This is a genomic window from Stenotrophomonas sp. yr243, assembly GCF_900184195.1.
Taxonomy (GTDB): Bacteria; Pseudomonadota; Gammaproteobacteria; order Xanthomonadales; family Xanthomonadaceae; genus Stenotrophomonas; species Stenotrophomonas lactitubi.
Map to the genome: position 1 here is coordinate 396,665 of NZ_FXWT01000004.1, position 15,289 is coordinate 411,953.

The 15,289-nt window shown below is 67.1% G+C and carries 10 protein-coding genes and 1 riboswitch; of the genes, 5 read left to right on the top strand and 5 right to left on the bottom strand.

Annotated elements, in window-relative coordinates; translation table 11 throughout:
• Positions 1-165: 165 nt before the first annotated feature.
• Positions 166-1,611 (bottom strand): adenosylhomocysteinase, encoded by a 1,446-nt coding sequence (gene ahcY, locus QOL57_RS18770; protein WP_089238815.1) that lies wholly within the window; start codon positions 1,609-1,611, stop codon positions 166-168.
• Positions 1,612-1,647: 36 nt separating this feature from the next.
• A riboswitch (S-adenosyl-L-homocysteine riboswitch) is annotated at positions 1,648-1,730 on the bottom strand.
• Positions 1,731-1,853: 123 nt separating this feature from the next.
• Between ahcY and QOL57_RS18775 the strand changes: the two genes are divergently transcribed.
• Positions 1,854-4,370, top strand: coding sequence for a prolyl oligopeptidase family serine peptidase (locus QOL57_RS18775; protein WP_089238817.1), 2,517 nt, complete (start codon positions 1,854-1,856; stop codon positions 4,368-4,370).
• A 235-nt stretch (positions 4,371-4,605) separates the two neighbouring features.
• Complete coding sequence (ppc, locus tag QOL57_RS18780; RefSeq protein WP_089238819.1) at positions 4,606-7,317, top strand: phosphoenolpyruvate carboxylase; 2,712 nt, start codon at positions 4,606-4,608, stop codon at positions 7,315-7,317.
• A gap of 67 nt (positions 7,318-7,384) precedes the next feature.
• On the opposite strand, the gene QOL57_RS18785 is transcribed toward ppc, so the two are convergent.
• Entirely contained in the window at positions 7,385-7,891 is a 507-nt protein-coding gene (locus QOL57_RS18785) for an acyl-CoA thioesterase (RefSeq protein WP_089238821.1), read from the bottom strand.
• A 142-nt stretch (positions 7,892-8,033) separates the two neighbouring features.
• Complete coding sequence (gene metK / locus QOL57_RS18790) at positions 8,034-9,245, bottom strand: methionine adenosyltransferase (protein ID WP_089238823.1); 1,212 nt, start codon at positions 9,243-9,245, stop codon at positions 8,034-8,036.
• Between the two features lie 313 nt (positions 9,246-9,558).
• On the opposite strand from metK, the gene QOL57_RS18795 reads away from it, so the two are divergent.
• From QOL57_RS18795 to QOL57_RS18805, 3 genes are all read left to right on the top strand, one after another.
• Positions 9,559-11,268, top strand: a complete 1,710-nt coding sequence (locus QOL57_RS18795) for a lysophospholipid acyltransferase family protein (protein ID WP_089238825.1) — start codon at positions 9,559-9,561, stop codon at positions 11,266-11,268.
• Positions 11,265-12,065 (top strand): UDP-2,3-diacylglucosamine diphosphatase, encoded by an 801-nt coding sequence (locus QOL57_RS18800; RefSeq protein WP_089238827.1) that lies wholly within the window; start codon positions 11,265-11,267, stop codon positions 12,063-12,065. Before QOL57_RS18795 ends, QOL57_RS18800 begins: the two co-directional genes overlap by 4 nt.
• A gap of 156 nt (positions 12,066-12,221) precedes the next feature.
• Positions 12,222-13,256: a metal-dependent hydrolase gene (locus QOL57_RS18805; protein ID WP_089238829.1), complete on the top strand. Its 1,035-nt coding sequence runs from the start codon at positions 12,222-12,224 to the stop codon at positions 13,254-13,256.
• Positions 13,257-13,346: 90 nt separating this feature from the next.
• On the opposite strand, the gene QOL57_RS18810 is transcribed toward QOL57_RS18805, so the two are convergent.
• Together QOL57_RS18810 and dusB are read right to left on the bottom strand one after the other, a co-directional pair.
• Complete coding sequence (locus QOL57_RS18810) at positions 13,347-14,174, bottom strand: class I SAM-dependent methyltransferase (RefSeq protein WP_089238831.1); 828 nt, start codon at positions 14,172-14,174, stop codon at positions 13,347-13,349.
• A gap of 10 nt (positions 14,175-14,184) precedes the next feature.
• Positions 14,185-15,180 (bottom strand): tRNA dihydrouridine synthase DusB, encoded by a 996-nt coding sequence (dusB, locus tag QOL57_RS18815; RefSeq protein ID WP_089241176.1) that lies wholly within the window; start codon positions 15,178-15,180, stop codon positions 14,185-14,187.
• Between the last annotated feature and the right edge of the window lie 109 nt (positions 15,181-15,289).

A 15,289-nucleotide genomic window follows, 5' to 3' on the forward strand; every position in this document is an offset into this window, starting at 1 on the left:
CGAAATCGTAGCAAGCGGCTTCTTAGGGCTCTGTGACAGGGCGCGCGGATCGGGCTGGCGGGTGCCGGAATGCAGAACGGGCGCCCGAAGGCGCCCGTTCCGTGTGCATCCGTTACTGGGGTCAGAGCCCTTTCCTGGGGAAAGGGATCCGACCCGCGCACGGCATCAGTAGCGGTAATGATCCGGCTTGAACGGACCTTCCACCGGCACGCCGATGTAGTCGGCCTGTTCCTGGCTCAGGGTGGTCAGCTTCACGCCGATCTTCTCCAGGTGCAGGCGGGCCACTTCTTCGTCCAGCTTCTTGGGCAGCAGGTACACCTTGTTCTCGTAGCTGCCCTTGTTGGCCCACAGGTCGATCTGGGCCAGGGTCTGGTTGGCGAACGAGTTGGACATCACGAAGCTCGGGTGGCCGGTGGCGCAGCCCAGGTTGACCAGGCGGCCTTCGGCCAGCAGGAAGATCGCGTTGCCGTTCGGGAAGATGTACTTGTCCACCTGCGGCTTGATGTTGACGTGCTTCACGCCCGGGAAGGCGACCAGCGCATCGACCTGGATCTCGTTGTCGAAGTGGCCGATGTTGCAGACGATGGCCTGGTCCTTCATCGCGCTCAGGTGCTCGATGCGGATGATGTCCTTGTTGCCGGTGGTGGTGACATACAGGTCGGCACGGCCCAGGGTCGACTCGATGGTGTTGACCTCGAAGCCTTCCATCGCCGCCTGCAGGGCGCAGATCGGGTCGATCTCGGTAACCACCACGCGCGCACCGTAGGCACGCAGCGAGGCGGCGCAGCCCTTGCCCACGTCACCGTAGCCGCAGACCACGGCGACCTTGCCGGCCAGCATCACGTCCATCGCGCGCTTGAGGCCATCGGCCAGCGACTCGCGGCAGCCGTACAGGTTGTCGAACTTGCTTTTGGTGACCGAGTCGTTGACGTTGATCGCCGGGATCAGCAGGGTGCCTGCCTGTGCCAGCTGGTACAGGCGGTGCACGCCGGTGGTGGTTTCTTCCGAAACGCCCTTCCAGTCCTTGACCACGCGGCCCCAGTAACCCGGGCGCTCCTTGGCCACGCGCTTGAGCAGGTTCTTGATGACCTGCTCTTCGTGCGAGGCGGCCTTTTCGTCCACCCAGGTGCTGCCGTTTTCCAGCTCGTAACCCTTGTGGATCAGCAGGGTCACGTCACCGCCGTCGTCGACCACCAGTTCCGGGCCGGTCAGGGTGCCGTCGGCCAGGGTGAAGGTCAGCGCGTCCAGGGTGCAGTCCCAGTACTCTTCCAGCGACTCGCCCTTCCAGGCGAACACGGGGGTGCCGGTGGCGGCGATCGCCGCAGCGGCGTGGTCCTGGGTCGAGAAGATGTTGCACGAGGCCCAGCGCACGTCGGCGCCGATGTCCTTCAGGGTCTCGATCAGCACCGCGGTCTGGATGGTCATGTGCAGCGAACCGGTCACGCGCACGCCCTTCAGCGGCAGGGTGGCGGCGTGCTTGCGACGGATCGACATCAGGCCCGGCATCTCGTGCTCGGCGATGTCCAGTTCCTTGCGGCCCCAGTCGGCCAGGGTGATGTCGCGGATCTTGTAATCACCTTCGGTGGAGAAGGTCTTGGCAACAGCATTCATGCAGTAGCTCCGGTTGTGGGCGAGCGGATGCTCGCATCTAGCCGGGCGCCGTTGTTGCAAAGCCACCTGGCCGAGCCTGGCCGGTCTCAGAGGATCCGGTCGCAGCGCCCCTCGGCAGGGGAGGATGCCCATTATATCGCGCCTCCGCTGTGACACAGCGATGACCCAACCATCGGCAGATGGGCGGATGTGCATGGCCTGTTAAGGTCGGGGGCTTCACGCAGCGAACAGGTGGAACAATGATGAGCATGCACGCACGCCGCAACCGGCGCTTGACTGGTCTGGTCCTGTCGATGGCCCTGCTGGCAGTGGTCCCGCAGGCCTGGGCTGCGGCCTCGCAGGCGGCACAGACCCAAGCGCAGGGTGTGACCGGCTACGAGCTGCCCTCGGCCGCACTGCAGGCGGTGGTCGACGCGCCGCGGGCGCCGTCGCTGTACCTGTCGCCACGCCGCGATGTGGCCGCGCTGATGCAGATGCCGTCGCTGCCGTCGATCCAGGTGGTGGCGCAGCCGGAGCTGAAGCTGGCCGGCCTGCGCATCAATCCGCGCACCTTCTCCGACAGCCGCTTCAGCTTCGGCCAGAAGCTGTGGCTGATGAACGTGGCCGACGGCAAGGAGCGGCAGATCAGCGGGCTGCCGGGCTCGTTGTCGATTGCCAGCCTGACGTGGTCGCCGGACCAGAAGTGGCTGGCCTTCAACCAGGTCGATGCCGCTACCGGCGCCAATGAGCTGTGGCTGGTGGACGTTGCCGGCGGCAGCGCCCGTCGTCTGGTCGCCGGCCTGAACACTGTCCTGGGCAGTGGCTACCAGTGGTTGCCGGACAGCCGTGGGCTGGTGGTGTTCACCCGCCCGGCCAACCTGGGCGCCGCGCCGGCCGCGGATGGCATTCCGACCGGCCCGGCCGTGCAGCAGACCAGCCAGGGCGGCGGCGTGGTCTCCATCCGCACCTACCAGGATCTGCTGAAGAACGAGGCCGACGCGCGCCAGTTCGATTACTACGCCACCACCCAGCCGGTGGAGGTCAGTCTGGACGGGCAGAGCCGTGCCATCGGTGCGGCCGGCATCTTCATGGGCTTTGCGGTGTCGCCCGATGGCCGCTTCGTGCTCAGCCAGCCGGTGCAGCGCCCGTACTCCTACGTGGTGCCGCTGGGCAGCTTCCCGCGCCGCATCGAAGTGCTCGACCGCAGCACCGGCAAGCTGGTTCACACCGTGGCGGTACGGCCGTTGGTGGAAGGTCTACCGACCGGCAATGACGCCGAAGTGACCGGCGTACGTGACATCAGCTGGCGCGGCGATGCCGATGCCACCCTGGTCTGGGCCGAAGCGCAGGACGGCGGCGACCCGAACAGGGAGGCCAAGGTGCGCGATGCGGTGTTCATGCAGGCCGCACCATTCGACACGCCGCCGGTGACCCTGGCACAGCTCGGCAGCCGTTACGCCGGCATCAGCTGGGGCCGCGGCGACCTGGCCCTGCTCAACGAATCGTGGTGGAAGACCCGCCGCAGCAAGACCTGGCTGATCGCACCGGACAACGCCAGCGCCGATGCCAGGCTGCTGTGGGACCGCGATGCGCAGGACCGTTATGCCGATCCGGGTCGTCCGCTGATGGCCAGCGATGACCGCGGCCGCTCGCTGCTGCAGACCACCGCCGATGGTGGCAGCCTGTATCTGGCCGGTGCCGGTGCATCGCCGGAAGGCGACCGTCCGTTCGTCGATCGCTTCGAGGTGGCCAGCGGCAAGGCGACCCGCCTGTTCCATTCGCAGGCACCGACCTACGCCGCGCCGGTGACGTTGCTGGATGCGCAGGCCAGTTCGCTGCTGATCAGCCGCGAAAGCCCGGATGAACCGACCAACTTCTACGTGCAGTCGCTGGCCGACACCCATGCCGCGCCGCGTGCGCTGACCCACTTCGCCCATCCGCTGCCGCAGTTGAAGGGTGTGCAGAAAGAGCAGATCCGCTACAAGCGCAAGGACGGCGTGGACCTGACCGCGACCCTGCTGCTGCCGCCGGGCTACGACCCCAAGCGCCATGGTCCGCGGCCGCTGCTGATGTGGGCCTACCCGGGTGAGTTCAAGAGCGCGGCGGCCGCCAGCCAGGTGACCGATTCGCCATACCGCTTCAACGCGATCAGCTACTGGGGCCCGCAGGCGTTCCTGGCCAAGGGCTACGTGGTGCTGGCCAGTCCGTCGATGCCGATCATCGGCGAAGGCGACAAGGAACCCAACGACACCTACATCGAACAGCTGGTGGCCAATGCGCAGGCTGCGGTGGACGAGGTGGTGCGTCGTGGCGTGACCGATCGCGAGCACATCGCCATCGGTGGCCATTCCTACGGTGCGTTCATGACCGCCAACCTGCTCGCGCACACCCGCCTGTTCAAGGCCGGCATCGCCCGCAGCGGCGCCTACAACCGCACGCTGACCCCGTTTGGTTTCCAGGCGGAAGAGCGCAACTACTGGCAGGCGCAGGACGTGTACCAGAAGATGGCACCGTTCAATTACGCCGACCGGATCAAGGATCCGATCCTCTTCATCCATGGCGTGGACGACAACAACTCGGGCACCTTCCCGCTGCAGAGCGAGCGCATGTTCGCTGCGGTGAAGGGCCTGGGCGGCACTGCCCGCCTGGTGATGCTGCCGAACGAATCGCATGGCTACCGTGCACGCGAATCGATCATGACCATGCTGGCCGAAAGCGAGCGCTGGCTGGAGCAGACGCTGGGTCCGGTGCAGCAGGGCAAGGCCAGGAAGAAGCGCTGACGCGCATGAGGGCGGTCCCCGCAACGGGGGCCGCCTGTGTGGCTGCGCGGCCACCCGAGCACGGGCTCGGGCGCTACAGGGTATGGCGCGTGATGACGTCTGTAGAGCCGAGCCCACGCTCGGCTGCTTCTGCTGCGGATACGTGCAGATGAAACCATTTCCGCATCGCAGCATCGTGCGTAATCTGGTTTAGGCTTGGGGTCTGGATCCGTTGACCGAGGCCTGTGCGTCGCCGATGAACGAGTACCGCAGCAGTATCGAATTCGCGTCCCCCGATCTTCCCCTGCGTGACGATGTGCGCCGTCTCGGTGCACTGGTCGGCGACCTGCTGGTCGAGCAGGTGTCGGCCGCTTTTCTCGATGACGTCGAGGACGTGCGTACGCGTGCGATCGCCCGCCGTGAGAACCAGGCGCCGCTGTCCGAACTGGCCGATGGCCTGGCCGGGCGTGCGCCGCAGCAGGCCGAGACCATGGTGCGTGCGTTCAGCACCTACTTCCAGGTGGTCAACATCGCCGAGCGCGTGCATCGCATCCGCCGACGCCGCGATTACCAGCGCGCCGTTGCCGCCGCACCGCAACCCGATGGCCTGCAGGACGCCCTGCAGCACCTTAAGGCGCAGGGCGTCGGCCTGGATGAACTGGCGCAGTGGCTGCCGCGCATCGATATCGAGCCGGTGTTCACCGCGCACCCGACCGAGGCCGTGCGCCGCGCGCTGCTGGAAAAAGAGCAGTTGATGGTGGCCAGCCTGGTCGACAACCTCGATGGCCAACGCACCCCCGGCGAAGCCGCCGCCGACGCCGCGCGCTTCCGCATGGCGTTGACCGCATCGTGGCAGACCACCGATTCCTCGCCGGTGCGTCCGACCGTGGACGACGAGCGCGAGCACGTCGGCTTCTATCTGGTGCAGGTGCTGTACCGGGTGATTCCGGTGCTGTACGAATCGCTGCAGCAGGCGTTGCGCGATACCTATGGCGAGGAACTGCCGCTGCCCCGCCTGCTGCGTTTCGGCACGTGGGTGGGCGGCGACATGGACGGCAATCCCAATGTGGATGCGCACACCATCCGCAACACGCTGGATGCACAGCGCGTTGCCGTGCTGGGCCAGTACCAGAAGGAACTGCTGCAGCTGGCCAGCCTGCTCAGCCAGTCCACCGAACGGGTGGGGGTGAGCGATGCACTGCAGGCGCGTGTCGTGCATTACCAGCAGTTGCTGCCGCAGGTGCAGTCGCGGCCACGCCATGCCGACATGCCGTACCGGTTGCTCAACGACCGCATGCGCGCGCGCCTGCAGGCCACGCTGGATGATGCCGACGGCGCTTATGCCGGCCCCGACGAGCTGATCGATGACCTGCAGCTGATCCTCGACAGCCTGCGCGCCAACCGTGGCGAGCATGCCGGCGGCTTCGCCGTGCAGCGCCTGCTGTGGCGGGTGAAGACCTTCGGCTTCCATCTGGCGCGGCTGGATGTGCGCCAGGAATCGAGCGTGCATGCGCGCGCGCTGGCGGCGGTGCTGGGCGGCGACGCAGCATGGGATGCGTTGGATGCAGCCGGTCGCGCACGCCTGCTGGCGCCCCATGCCAGTGGTGAAACACCCTTGCCCGTTGGCGATGATGAGGGCAACCAGCGCTTGGATGCGGTGTTCGCTTCATTGGCCGATGCGCGTGCGCGGCATGGTGGCGACGCGCTGGGCAGCTACATCATCTCGATGGCGCACGACCGTGGCGATGTGCTGGCGGTGCTGGCGCTGGCGCGTCGTGGTGGCCTGGTCGATGACGCCGGCGGCGTGCCGCTGGATATCGCGCCGCTGTTCGAAACCGTGGACGATCTCAAGCGCGGCACTGCAACGCTGCGCGACCTGCTGGCCGATCCGGTGTACCGCGCGCATCTGCGTGCCCGCGACGACGTGCAGATGGTGATGCTCGGTTATTCGGACAGCAGCAAGGACGGTGGCATTGCCGCCTCGCGCTGGGGCCTGCAACGCGCGCAGGTTGAGCTGCTGGAGGTGGCCGCCGAAGCGGGCCTGCGCCTGACCTTCTTCCATGGCCGCGGCGGTTCGATCAGCCGCGGTGGCGGCAAGACCACGCACGCGGTCGATGCTTCGCCCCGCGGCAGCATCGATGGCCGCCTGCGGGTGACCGAACAGGGCGAGGTGATCCACCGCAAGTACGGCATCCGCGCGCTGGCGCTGCGTTCGCTGGAGCAGGCCACCGGTGCGGTACTGCGCGCCAGCCTGCGCCCGCGCGCCGCCGAGCCGCGCGAGGAGGACTGGCGGCCGGTGATGGACGTGGTCGCCGGTTCCAGCAGCGAGGTCTATCGGGCGTTCGTCGGCCAGTCGCGTTTCATGGACTACTTCCGTACCGCTACGCCGATCGATGTGATCGAACGGATGACACTGGGGTCGCGGCCTTCGCGCCGGCTCGGCCAGGATGCGGCGTTGACCAACCTGCGTGCGATTCCGTGGGTGTTTGCCTGGAGCCAGGCGCGCGCGGTGATTCCGGGCTGGTATGGCGTCGGCAGCGGCCTGCAGGCGGCGGTGGACGCCGGCCATGAGGCCACGCTGCGCGAGATGGCGCGGGATTGGCCGTTCTTCCGCACCTTCCTGGATGACATCGCGATGGTGCTGTCCAAGGGCGATATCACCATCGCCGAACAGTTCTCGCGCCTGTCAGGCGAGCTGCACGATGCGTTCTTCCCGCAGGTTGAACGCGAACTGGAACTGACCCGGCACTGGCTGCTGGCGCTGATGGAGCAGCAGACCCTGTTGGACCACGACGCGCGGCTGGCGCTGTCGATCCGCCTGCGCAATCCCTATGTGGACCCGATCAGCGTGCTGCAGGTGGACCTGCTGCAGCGCTGGCGCGAAAGCGGGCGCGAGGACGATGACCTGCTGCGTGCGCTGGTGGCCTGCGTGAATGGTGTTTCGCAGGGCGTGCAGAACACCGGGTGAGCCGTATCCGCCGGGCATGGCCCGGCGCTACCGGCCTCGGTAGGTGCGGGGCTTGCCCCGCACGCTTTCATTCTTCCGGCGACGGCGGATTCGACGCCAGCAGTTCCAGGTGTCGCTGCTCCATTTCCTGCCGCAGCTGGCGGCGGATCAACGCGGCGGCCTGGCGGCGCTTCTCGTCCGAACTGGCCGGCTGCAATGACGGAACCGGCGTTGGCCGGCCTTCCTCGTCCACCGCCACCATGGTGAAGAAGCAGCTGTTGGCGTGGCGCACGCTGCGCTTGAGGATGTCCTCGGCCACCACCTTGACGCCGATTTCCATCGACGAGGTGCCGGTGTAGTTCACCGAGGCCAGGAAGGTGACCAGTTCACCCACCGCGATCGGCTGGCGGAACACCACCTGGTCCACCGACAGGGTGACCACGTAGCGGCCGGCATAGCGGCTGGCGCAGGCATAGGCGACCTGGTCGAGCAGGCGCAGGATGGCGCCGCCGTGGACCTTGCCGGAGAAATTGGCCATCTCCGGCGACATCAGCACGGTCATGGACAGCTGGTGGGATTTGAGTTCGGTCGACATGCAGCGATTGTATCGACGTGGCGTGGCTCGTGTAGAGCCGAGCCCATTGCTCGGCTGCTCGTGGCGCAGACAAAAAGAAAGCCGAGCATGGGCTCGGCTCTACAGGAAGCAGAAGGGCCGCTTTCGCGGCCCTTCGTCTGTCTTACTTCAGCTTCGCATCGGCGCGCAGGGCGGCGGCGCGATCGGTCTTCTCCCAGGAGAAGGCCGTGGCGTTGACGGTCTCGCCTTCGCCGTTGATGTAGCTGAACTCCTTCGGCTTGCGGCCGAAGTGGCCGTAGGCCGCGGTCTGCTGGTACATCGGGTGGATCAGGTCCAGCATCTTGATGATGCCGTACGGGCGCAGGTCGAAGTGCTTGCGGATCAGCTTCTCGATCTTGTCGTCGCTGATCTTGCCGGTGCCGAAGGTGGTGACCGAGATCGAGGTCGGCTCAGCCACGCCGATGGCGTAGGAGACCTGCACTTCGCAACGGTCGGCCAGGCCGGCGGCAACCACGTTCTTGGCGACGTAGCGGGCAGCGTAGGCAGCCGAACGGTCGACCTTGGACGGATCCTTGCCGGAGAACGCGCCACCACCGTGACGGGCCCAGCCGCCGTAGGTGTCGACGATGATCTTGCGACCGGTCAGACCGCAGTCGCCCACCGGGCCGCCGATCTCGAACTTGCCGGTCGGGTTGATGTGGAACTTGGTGCCCTTGTGCAGCCACTTGGCCGGCAGCACCGGCTTGATGATCTCTTCGCGGACGGCCTCGATGAGGTCCTTCTGCTTGATGCCCGGGGCGTGCTGGGTCGACAGGACCACCGCGTCGATGGCCGAGACCACGCCGTTTTCATAGCGCAGGGTGACCTGGCTCTTGGCATCCGGACGCAGCCAGGACAGCGGCGAGTTGCGCTTCTTGCGGATCTTGGCCTGCTGCTCGACCAGGCGGTGCGACAGGTGGATCGCCGCCGGCATGTAGCTGTCGGTTTCGTTGGTGGCATAGCCGAACATCAGGCCCTGGTCGCCAGCGCCCATTTCTTCCGGCTTCTTGCGGTCAACGCCCTGGGCGATGTGCGGGGACTGCTTGCCGATCAGGTTCAGCACGCCGCAGGTGGCGCCGTCGAAGCCGACTTCGGAGCTGTCATAGCCGATGTCCACGATGACCTTGCGGGTCAGCGCTTCCAGGTCGATCCAGGCGCTGGTGGTGATCTCGCCGGCAACGATGGCAACGCCGGTCTTGACCATGGTCTCGCAGGCCACACGGGCGCGCTGGTCCTGGGTCAGGATCGCGTCCAGCACCGCATCGGAGATCTGGTCGGCAACCTTGTCCGGATGGCCTTCAGAGACCGACTCGGAGGTGAAGAGGTAGCTGGACATCAGGCTTAATATCCTTTGATTCGGATGGAAAGATGGGCGCGAATGATACACGGGGTGCGCCGCCTGTGCATTGTGAACCCGTATGGGTTGCCGGTGGTTAAGGTGTTGTGCCCGGCAGGGCAAGGCCTGGCGGGCATTGCGGGGGCATCGTGCACAGGCAGTGTTCCACTGGCGTGACCATTGCCGCCCCCGCCGGGCCCGGATGGGCCGGTGCAGGCGCCGTCATCATTCTGCCGCCAAACCGCCATCTGGCTGCCGCGTCCTGGGCGCAGGCTCTCGGCCAACCCGGCCGCCGGGCAGGAGTGGACCCGCCATGCAGGAACTCGAACAGCGTCTGCAGCAACGCTATCCCGACTGGTTCCATGGCCGTCGCGGCCAACTGGCCCGGCCCCTGCTGCGCAGCGTCGGACGCTGGTCCCGGCTGGACCGGATCGAGGAGTTCCTGCGCCGCAATGCCAACGTGCGCGGTTTCGACTTTGTCGCCGCCGGATTGGATTTCATCGAGGGCCGCTACCACGTGGACTCCGCCGCACTGGCGCGGATTCCGGCCACCGGCCGCCTGTTGATCGTGGCCAACCATCCTTCCGGCGCGCTGGATGCCTTGGCCCTGCTGGATGCAGTCGGCCGCATCCGCCGCGACGTACGCATCGTGGCCAACGATCTGCTGGGCGCGATCGGGCCACTGCAGGACCTGCTGCTGCCGGTGCGCATCCTCGGTGGCAAGGTCCAGCGCACCAGCCTGCAGGCGGTGGAGCAGGCGCTGGCGGCCGAGCAGTGCGTGATCGTGTTCCCGGCCGGCGAGGTCTCGCGGTTGTCGCTGCTCGGCATCCGCGATGGTCGCTGGCAGCGGGGTTTTGTCCGCTTTGCCCGTGCCGCCGCCGCACCGGTGCTGCCGGTGCGGGTGGAAGCGCGCAACTCTGCGCTGTTCTACGGCGCCTCGACGCTGTTCAAGCCGGCCGGCACGGCACTGCTGGCACGCGAGATGTTCGCCCGCCGTGGCCGGCCGCTGCGGCTGCGCATCGGCGAACCGATGCAGTTGGGGCAGGGTGACCCCGGCGCACAGCTGCTGGCGGTGCGCCGCGCGGTGTACGCGCTGGGGCGCACTACGCCGGTTGCCGAAGGCTGCCCTGCAGGGCCCGAGCCGCTGGCCGCGCCGGTGCCGCCTGCACAGGTCGCCGCTGGCATTGCCGCTGCCACCGTGCTGGGGCAGACCGCCGATGGCAAACAGATCCTGCTGGCCAGCTGCGCTGCTGATTCTCCGTTGCTGCACGAGCTGGGGCGGCTGCGCGAACTGACCTTCCGCCAGGTGGGCGAGGGCACGGGGCGCAGTCGCGACCTGGACGACTTCGACCTGCACTACCAGCACATCGTGATCTGGGACGGCACCGCCCAGCGCATCGCCGGTGCCTACCGGATCATGCGTGGCGCGCAGGCGTTGGCGCGTCGGGGCCTGGCCGGACTCTACAGTGCCTCCCTGTTCCGCTATTCCGACGATGCCATTCCACGCATTGCCGAAGGCCTGGAACTGGGCCGCAGCTTCGTGGTGCCCGATTACTGGGGCAGCCGCAGCCTGGATTACCTGTGGCAGGGCATTGGCGCTTATCTGCAATGCCAGCCCGGCATCCGCTATCTGTTCGGTGCGGTGTCGATCAGCGCCGCCTTGCCGCGCGATGCACGCGAGCAGCTGGTGGCCTATTACCAGCGCTACTACGGCGCGGCCGATGGCCGGGTGCAATCGAACCGGCCGTTCCAGTACTTCGCCGCGCCTCCGTGCTTCGGCGAACTGGATGCGGCGGCCGCCTTCGACGTGCTCAAAGCCAACCTCGCCGCGCTCGGCACCGGCGTGCCCACCTTGTACCGGCAGTACACCGACCTGTGCGAACCCGGCGGTGCACGGTTCCTGGCGTTCGGCGTCGACCCGGATTTCAGCGACTCGATCGATGGCCTGATCGAAGTCGACCTGCACGCGATCCGGCCACACAAGCGCAAACGCTACCTGCGCGATGCGGGGATGCCGGCATGAGCACGCTGGCGAACCTGGCACCGCATCGTCGCGCCGTGTTCGTCTCCGATGTGCATCTCGGGTCGCGGCATTGCCACGCCACCGAGTTGGCGCGTTTTCTCGGCACGCTGCGCTGCGAGCGCCTGTACCTGGTCGGCGACATCATCGACCTGTGGTGGATGGCACACCGGCGCGCCAACTGGCGGCAGTCGCACAGCGACGTCATTCTGGCCCTGCACGCGCTGCGGCGCGCCGGTACCGAGATCATCTACATCCCCGGCAACCACGACGCTTCGCTGCGCCAGGTGTGCGGCCTGATGCTGCCGGCGATGCAGGTGCGCCGCCGCGCGATCCACACCACGGCCGATGGCCGCCGGCTGCTGGTGGCGCATGGCGACGACTATGACGGTGTCACCCACTTCGGTGGACTGCAGGAGCGGTTTGGTGACTGGCTGTACTACCGCATCCTCACCGGCAACCATCTGTTGAACGCGGTGCGGCGCCGGCTCGGAATGCGCTACTGGTCGCTGTCCGAATTCCTGAAACGGCAGAGCAGTGCGGCCGAACGCTACATCGAGCGCTTCGTGCAGGCCGGTCTGGATGATGTGCGCCGGCGTGGCCTGGATGGCATCGTCTGCGGACACATCCACCGCGCCGCGCTGATCGAGCGTGACGGTCTGGTCTATGCCAATGACGGTGACTGGGTGGAGAGCCTGACCGCCCTGGCCGAGGACCACGACGGCGCGTTGCGGCTGCTGGACCACAACGGGCAGACACTGGTCGAGCTGCCCGGGGCGCGGTTGTCCCAAGCAGCGTAAACCGCTCCTGTAGCGTCGAGCCATGCTCGATGGGCGTGCAAGGTGGTCCCCCCTGTAGAGCCGAGCCCATGCTCGGCTGTCGTGGCGCCGAACGAAGAGCAGCCGAGCATGGGCTCGGCTCTACATACACCGCGCGCAACCCGCTAGCATCGGCCGATGGACTCATTGACCCAGATCGTTCTCGGCGGCGCTGTCGCTGCCGCCATCGCCCCGCCCGGACACCGCCGTGCCGCTCTGCTGGCCGGTGCCGCGCTCGGTACCCTGCCGGACCTGGACGCCCTGTGGCTGGGCTTTGCCGCCGCCGACCCGGTGGCGAACATGACCGACCACCGCAGTTTCAGCCATTCGCTGCTGGTGCTGCCGTGGGTAGCCGCGTTGATCTGGTGGTTGTTCAAGCGCTTCGGCAAGGGCAGGGTGGCGCAATCACCGGTGCGCTGGTTCTGGGCGATCCAGCTGGCCTTGGTCACCCACCCCGTGCTGGATGCGTTCACCGTCTACGGCACGCAGTTGTGGTGGCCGTTGCAGCCACATCCCGCGATGGGCTCGAGTGTCTTCATCATCGATCCCGGCTACACGGTGTGGCTGCTGCTGGGCTGCGTGCTGGCCTGGTTCGGTCGGGCGCGGCCATGGGCGGGCAAGGTGCTTGGTGTTGCGCTGCTGCTCAGCAGTGCGTACCTGGGCTGGGGGTTGATCGCCAAGGCACAGGTCGACCGTGCCGCGCAGCAGAGCCTGGCCGCGATGGGCCTGGGCGACGCGCCGCGGTTCTCGGTGCCGATGCCGTTCAATACCCTGCTGTGGCGGGTGGTGGCGATGACCCCGAACGGCTACGTGGTCGGTGACCGCTCGCTGGTGGCCGACCACGCGCCGATGCGTTTTGACGGGCATCCGTCCAACGTGCAGGCATTGCGTGAAGCCGCGGGAATTCCGGCGGTACAGCGCCTGCAGTGGTTCAACCGTGGTTTCATGCGCGCACAGGTGGTGGAGGGCAGGCTGGTGCTGAGCGACCTGCGCATGGGCCTGGAGCCGGACTACACCTTCAACTTCGCGGTGGCCGAGCAGGTTGACGGCCAGTGGCGCGCGATCGTGCCCGAGCAGCTGCGGGTGGACTACAGCAGTCCGGCCGCGCGTGCCGATGCCGGTCGCCGGTTGTCGGCCATGTGGCAGCGTATCTGGCACGAACCCGAACAGTAGATCCACGCCACGCGTGGATGGGGTGTGCCTCGGCGGCGGCAGCCACGCATGGCGTGGCTCTACTGCCTCAATCGTTAGTGCCGGGGCCGCTCAATACACCGTTGCGCGGCCCTGCACGAACGAATAGAAGAACACCGCGTTCGGATCGTTCTGCACAAGCCGGAACTCGCGACGCATGCCCTCCACCGTCTCTTCGTCCACCGTGCCGGCCTGCAGCAGCTGGTCGGCCGCCGACAGCAGCAGCTGTTCCCAGAACGCGATCATCGTCTTGCGACGTGCCGGTTCCCGGTTGTCCAGGTGGATGGTCTTGATCTCGGTGTGCACATCGCGGAAGCCGCCGGCCAGCAGCAGATTGCCCAGCTTGGCGCCGACGAACGGGTCACCGCCATGGTCGTACTGGAAATCGTTGAAGGCCATCCAGTAGCGCCAGATGTGCGGCGAATACGGATCAAGCAGGAACGAGGCATTCATCACCTCGGTGATGTACACCGGCGAGCCCGGGGCCAGAACGCGACGGACCTCACTCAGCACGCGCGCGGGCGAGGGCACGTGTTCCAGCACCCAGCACAGGAAGGCCGCATCGAAGGTACGCGCCTCGAATGGCAGTTCGCCGGCATCGGCCTGCTGCAGCGTGTAACGGTCGCTGCACCACGGCGTGCGCGCCAGATTTTCGCGTGCGGTTTCCAGCTGGGTCTCGCTCAGGTCCACGCCGGTCACGTGCAGCTCGGGGAAGCGGCGCAGCAGGATCTCGGTCTGTGCACCCACGCCGCTGCCGACTTCCAGCAGACGCTTTGCGCCGCTGTAATCGATCTGGCCGAAGATGCTCGATTCCAGCAGGCGCGCCTGGGTCATCAGGCGCTGCTGCTCGGTGCCGGAGAACCCGTGCAGGTAGGTCGGGGAAGAAATCGGCGGGGTCATGATGGCGGGCTCAGGCAGCAGAAGACATCGCCGGTTCCCCGGCGATCAGGCGGTCGAAATAGTCGGTGGTCAGCGCGATCTGGCTGGCCGGATCCTCGGCGCGGTTGACCACCGCGCGGAACGCGGCATTCTCCGGCCGGTCCTTGGCGTACCAGCCCAGGTGCTTGCGTGCGATGCGCACGCCCTGCGGTTCACCATAGAAATCGTGCAGTGCGTGCAGGTGGCCGAGCAGGATGTCGCGCACTTCGGCCAGCGACGGCGGCGGCAGTTCCTCGCCGGTGGCCAGGTAATGCGCCACCTCGCGGAAGATCCACGGCCGGCCCTGTGCGGAGCGGCCGATCATCACCGCGTCCACGCCGGTCTGCTGCAGTACGAAGGCGGCCTTCTGCGGCGAATCGATATCGCCGTTGGCGATCACCGGGATGCGCAACGCGGCCTTGATCTCGCCGATCGTGGCGTACTCGGCCTGGCCGGTGTAGTGCTGGTCGCGGGTACGGCCGTGCACGGCCAGGGCGGCGATGCCACTGGCCTCGGCGATGCGGGCGATGATCGGGCCGTTGCGGTGGTCGCAGTCCCAGCCGGTGCGGATCTTCAGCGTCACCGGTACGTCCACCGCGTTGACCACGGCTTCCAGGATGCGCGCGACCAGCTGCTCGTCGCGCATCAGCGCAGAGCCCGCCCAGGCGTTGCACACCTTCTTGGCCGGGCAGCCCATGTTGATGTCGATGATCTGCGCGCCATGGTCGACGTTGTAACGCGCCGCCTCGGCCAGCTGCTGCGGCTCGGTACCGGCGATCTGCACGCTGATCGGCGCCGGTTCACCGGCATGGTCCATGCGGTGGATCGACTTGCGCGTGTTCCAGAAGCGCGGGTCGCTGATGGTCATTTCCGAGGCGGCCAGACCCGCGCCCAGCCGTTTGCACAGCAGGCGGAAGGGCTTGTCGGTGACGCCGGCCATGGGCGCAAGCACGACGTTGGGGGCAATGGAGTACGGGCCGATCTGCATGCGCCCATTGTAGGGCGCGGCCGGCGCCCCGGCGGGGTTGCCGGCCTGCCGGTTCAGGCCCATCCGGACCGACCTCATGCCGCACGGGCATCAACAGATGCTTGACGGT

Bases quoted from the DNA above. Each gene is read 5' to 3' on its own strand.
- ahcY (WP_089238815.1), bottom strand. From the start codon at position 1,611: ATGAATGCTGTTGCCAAGACCTTCTCCACCGAAGGTGATTACAAGATC.
- QOL57_RS18775 (WP_089238817.1), top strand. From the start codon at position 1,854: ATGAGCATGCACGCACGCCGCAACCGGCGCTTGACTGGTCTGGTCCTG.
- ppc (WP_089238819.1), top strand. From the start codon at position 4,606: ATGAACGAGTACCGCAGCAGTATCGAATTCGCGTCCCCCGATCTTCCC.
- QOL57_RS18785 (WP_089238821.1), bottom strand. From the start codon at position 7,891: ATGTCGACCGAACTCAAATCCCACCAGCTGTCCATGACCGTGCTGATG.
- metK (WP_089238823.1), bottom strand. From the start codon at position 9,245: ATGTCCAGCTACCTCTTCACCTCCGAGTCGGTCTCTGAAGGCCATCCG.
- QOL57_RS18795 (WP_089238825.1), top strand. From the start codon at position 9,559: ATGCAGGAACTCGAACAGCGTCTGCAGCAACGCTATCCCGACTGGTTC.
- QOL57_RS18800 (WP_089238827.1), top strand. From the start codon at position 11,265: ATGAGCACGCTGGCGAACCTGGCACCGCATCGTCGCGCCGTGTTCGTC.
- QOL57_RS18805 (WP_089238829.1), top strand. From the start codon at position 12,222: ATGGACTCATTGACCCAGATCGTTCTCGGCGGCGCTGTCGCTGCCGCC.
- QOL57_RS18810 (WP_089238831.1), bottom strand. From the start codon at position 14,174: ATGACCCCGCCGATTTCTTCCCCGACCTACCTGCACGGGTTCTCCGGC.
- dusB (WP_089241176.1), bottom strand. From the start codon at position 15,180: ATGCAGATCGGCCCGTACTCCATTGCCCCCAACGTCGTGCTTGCGCCC.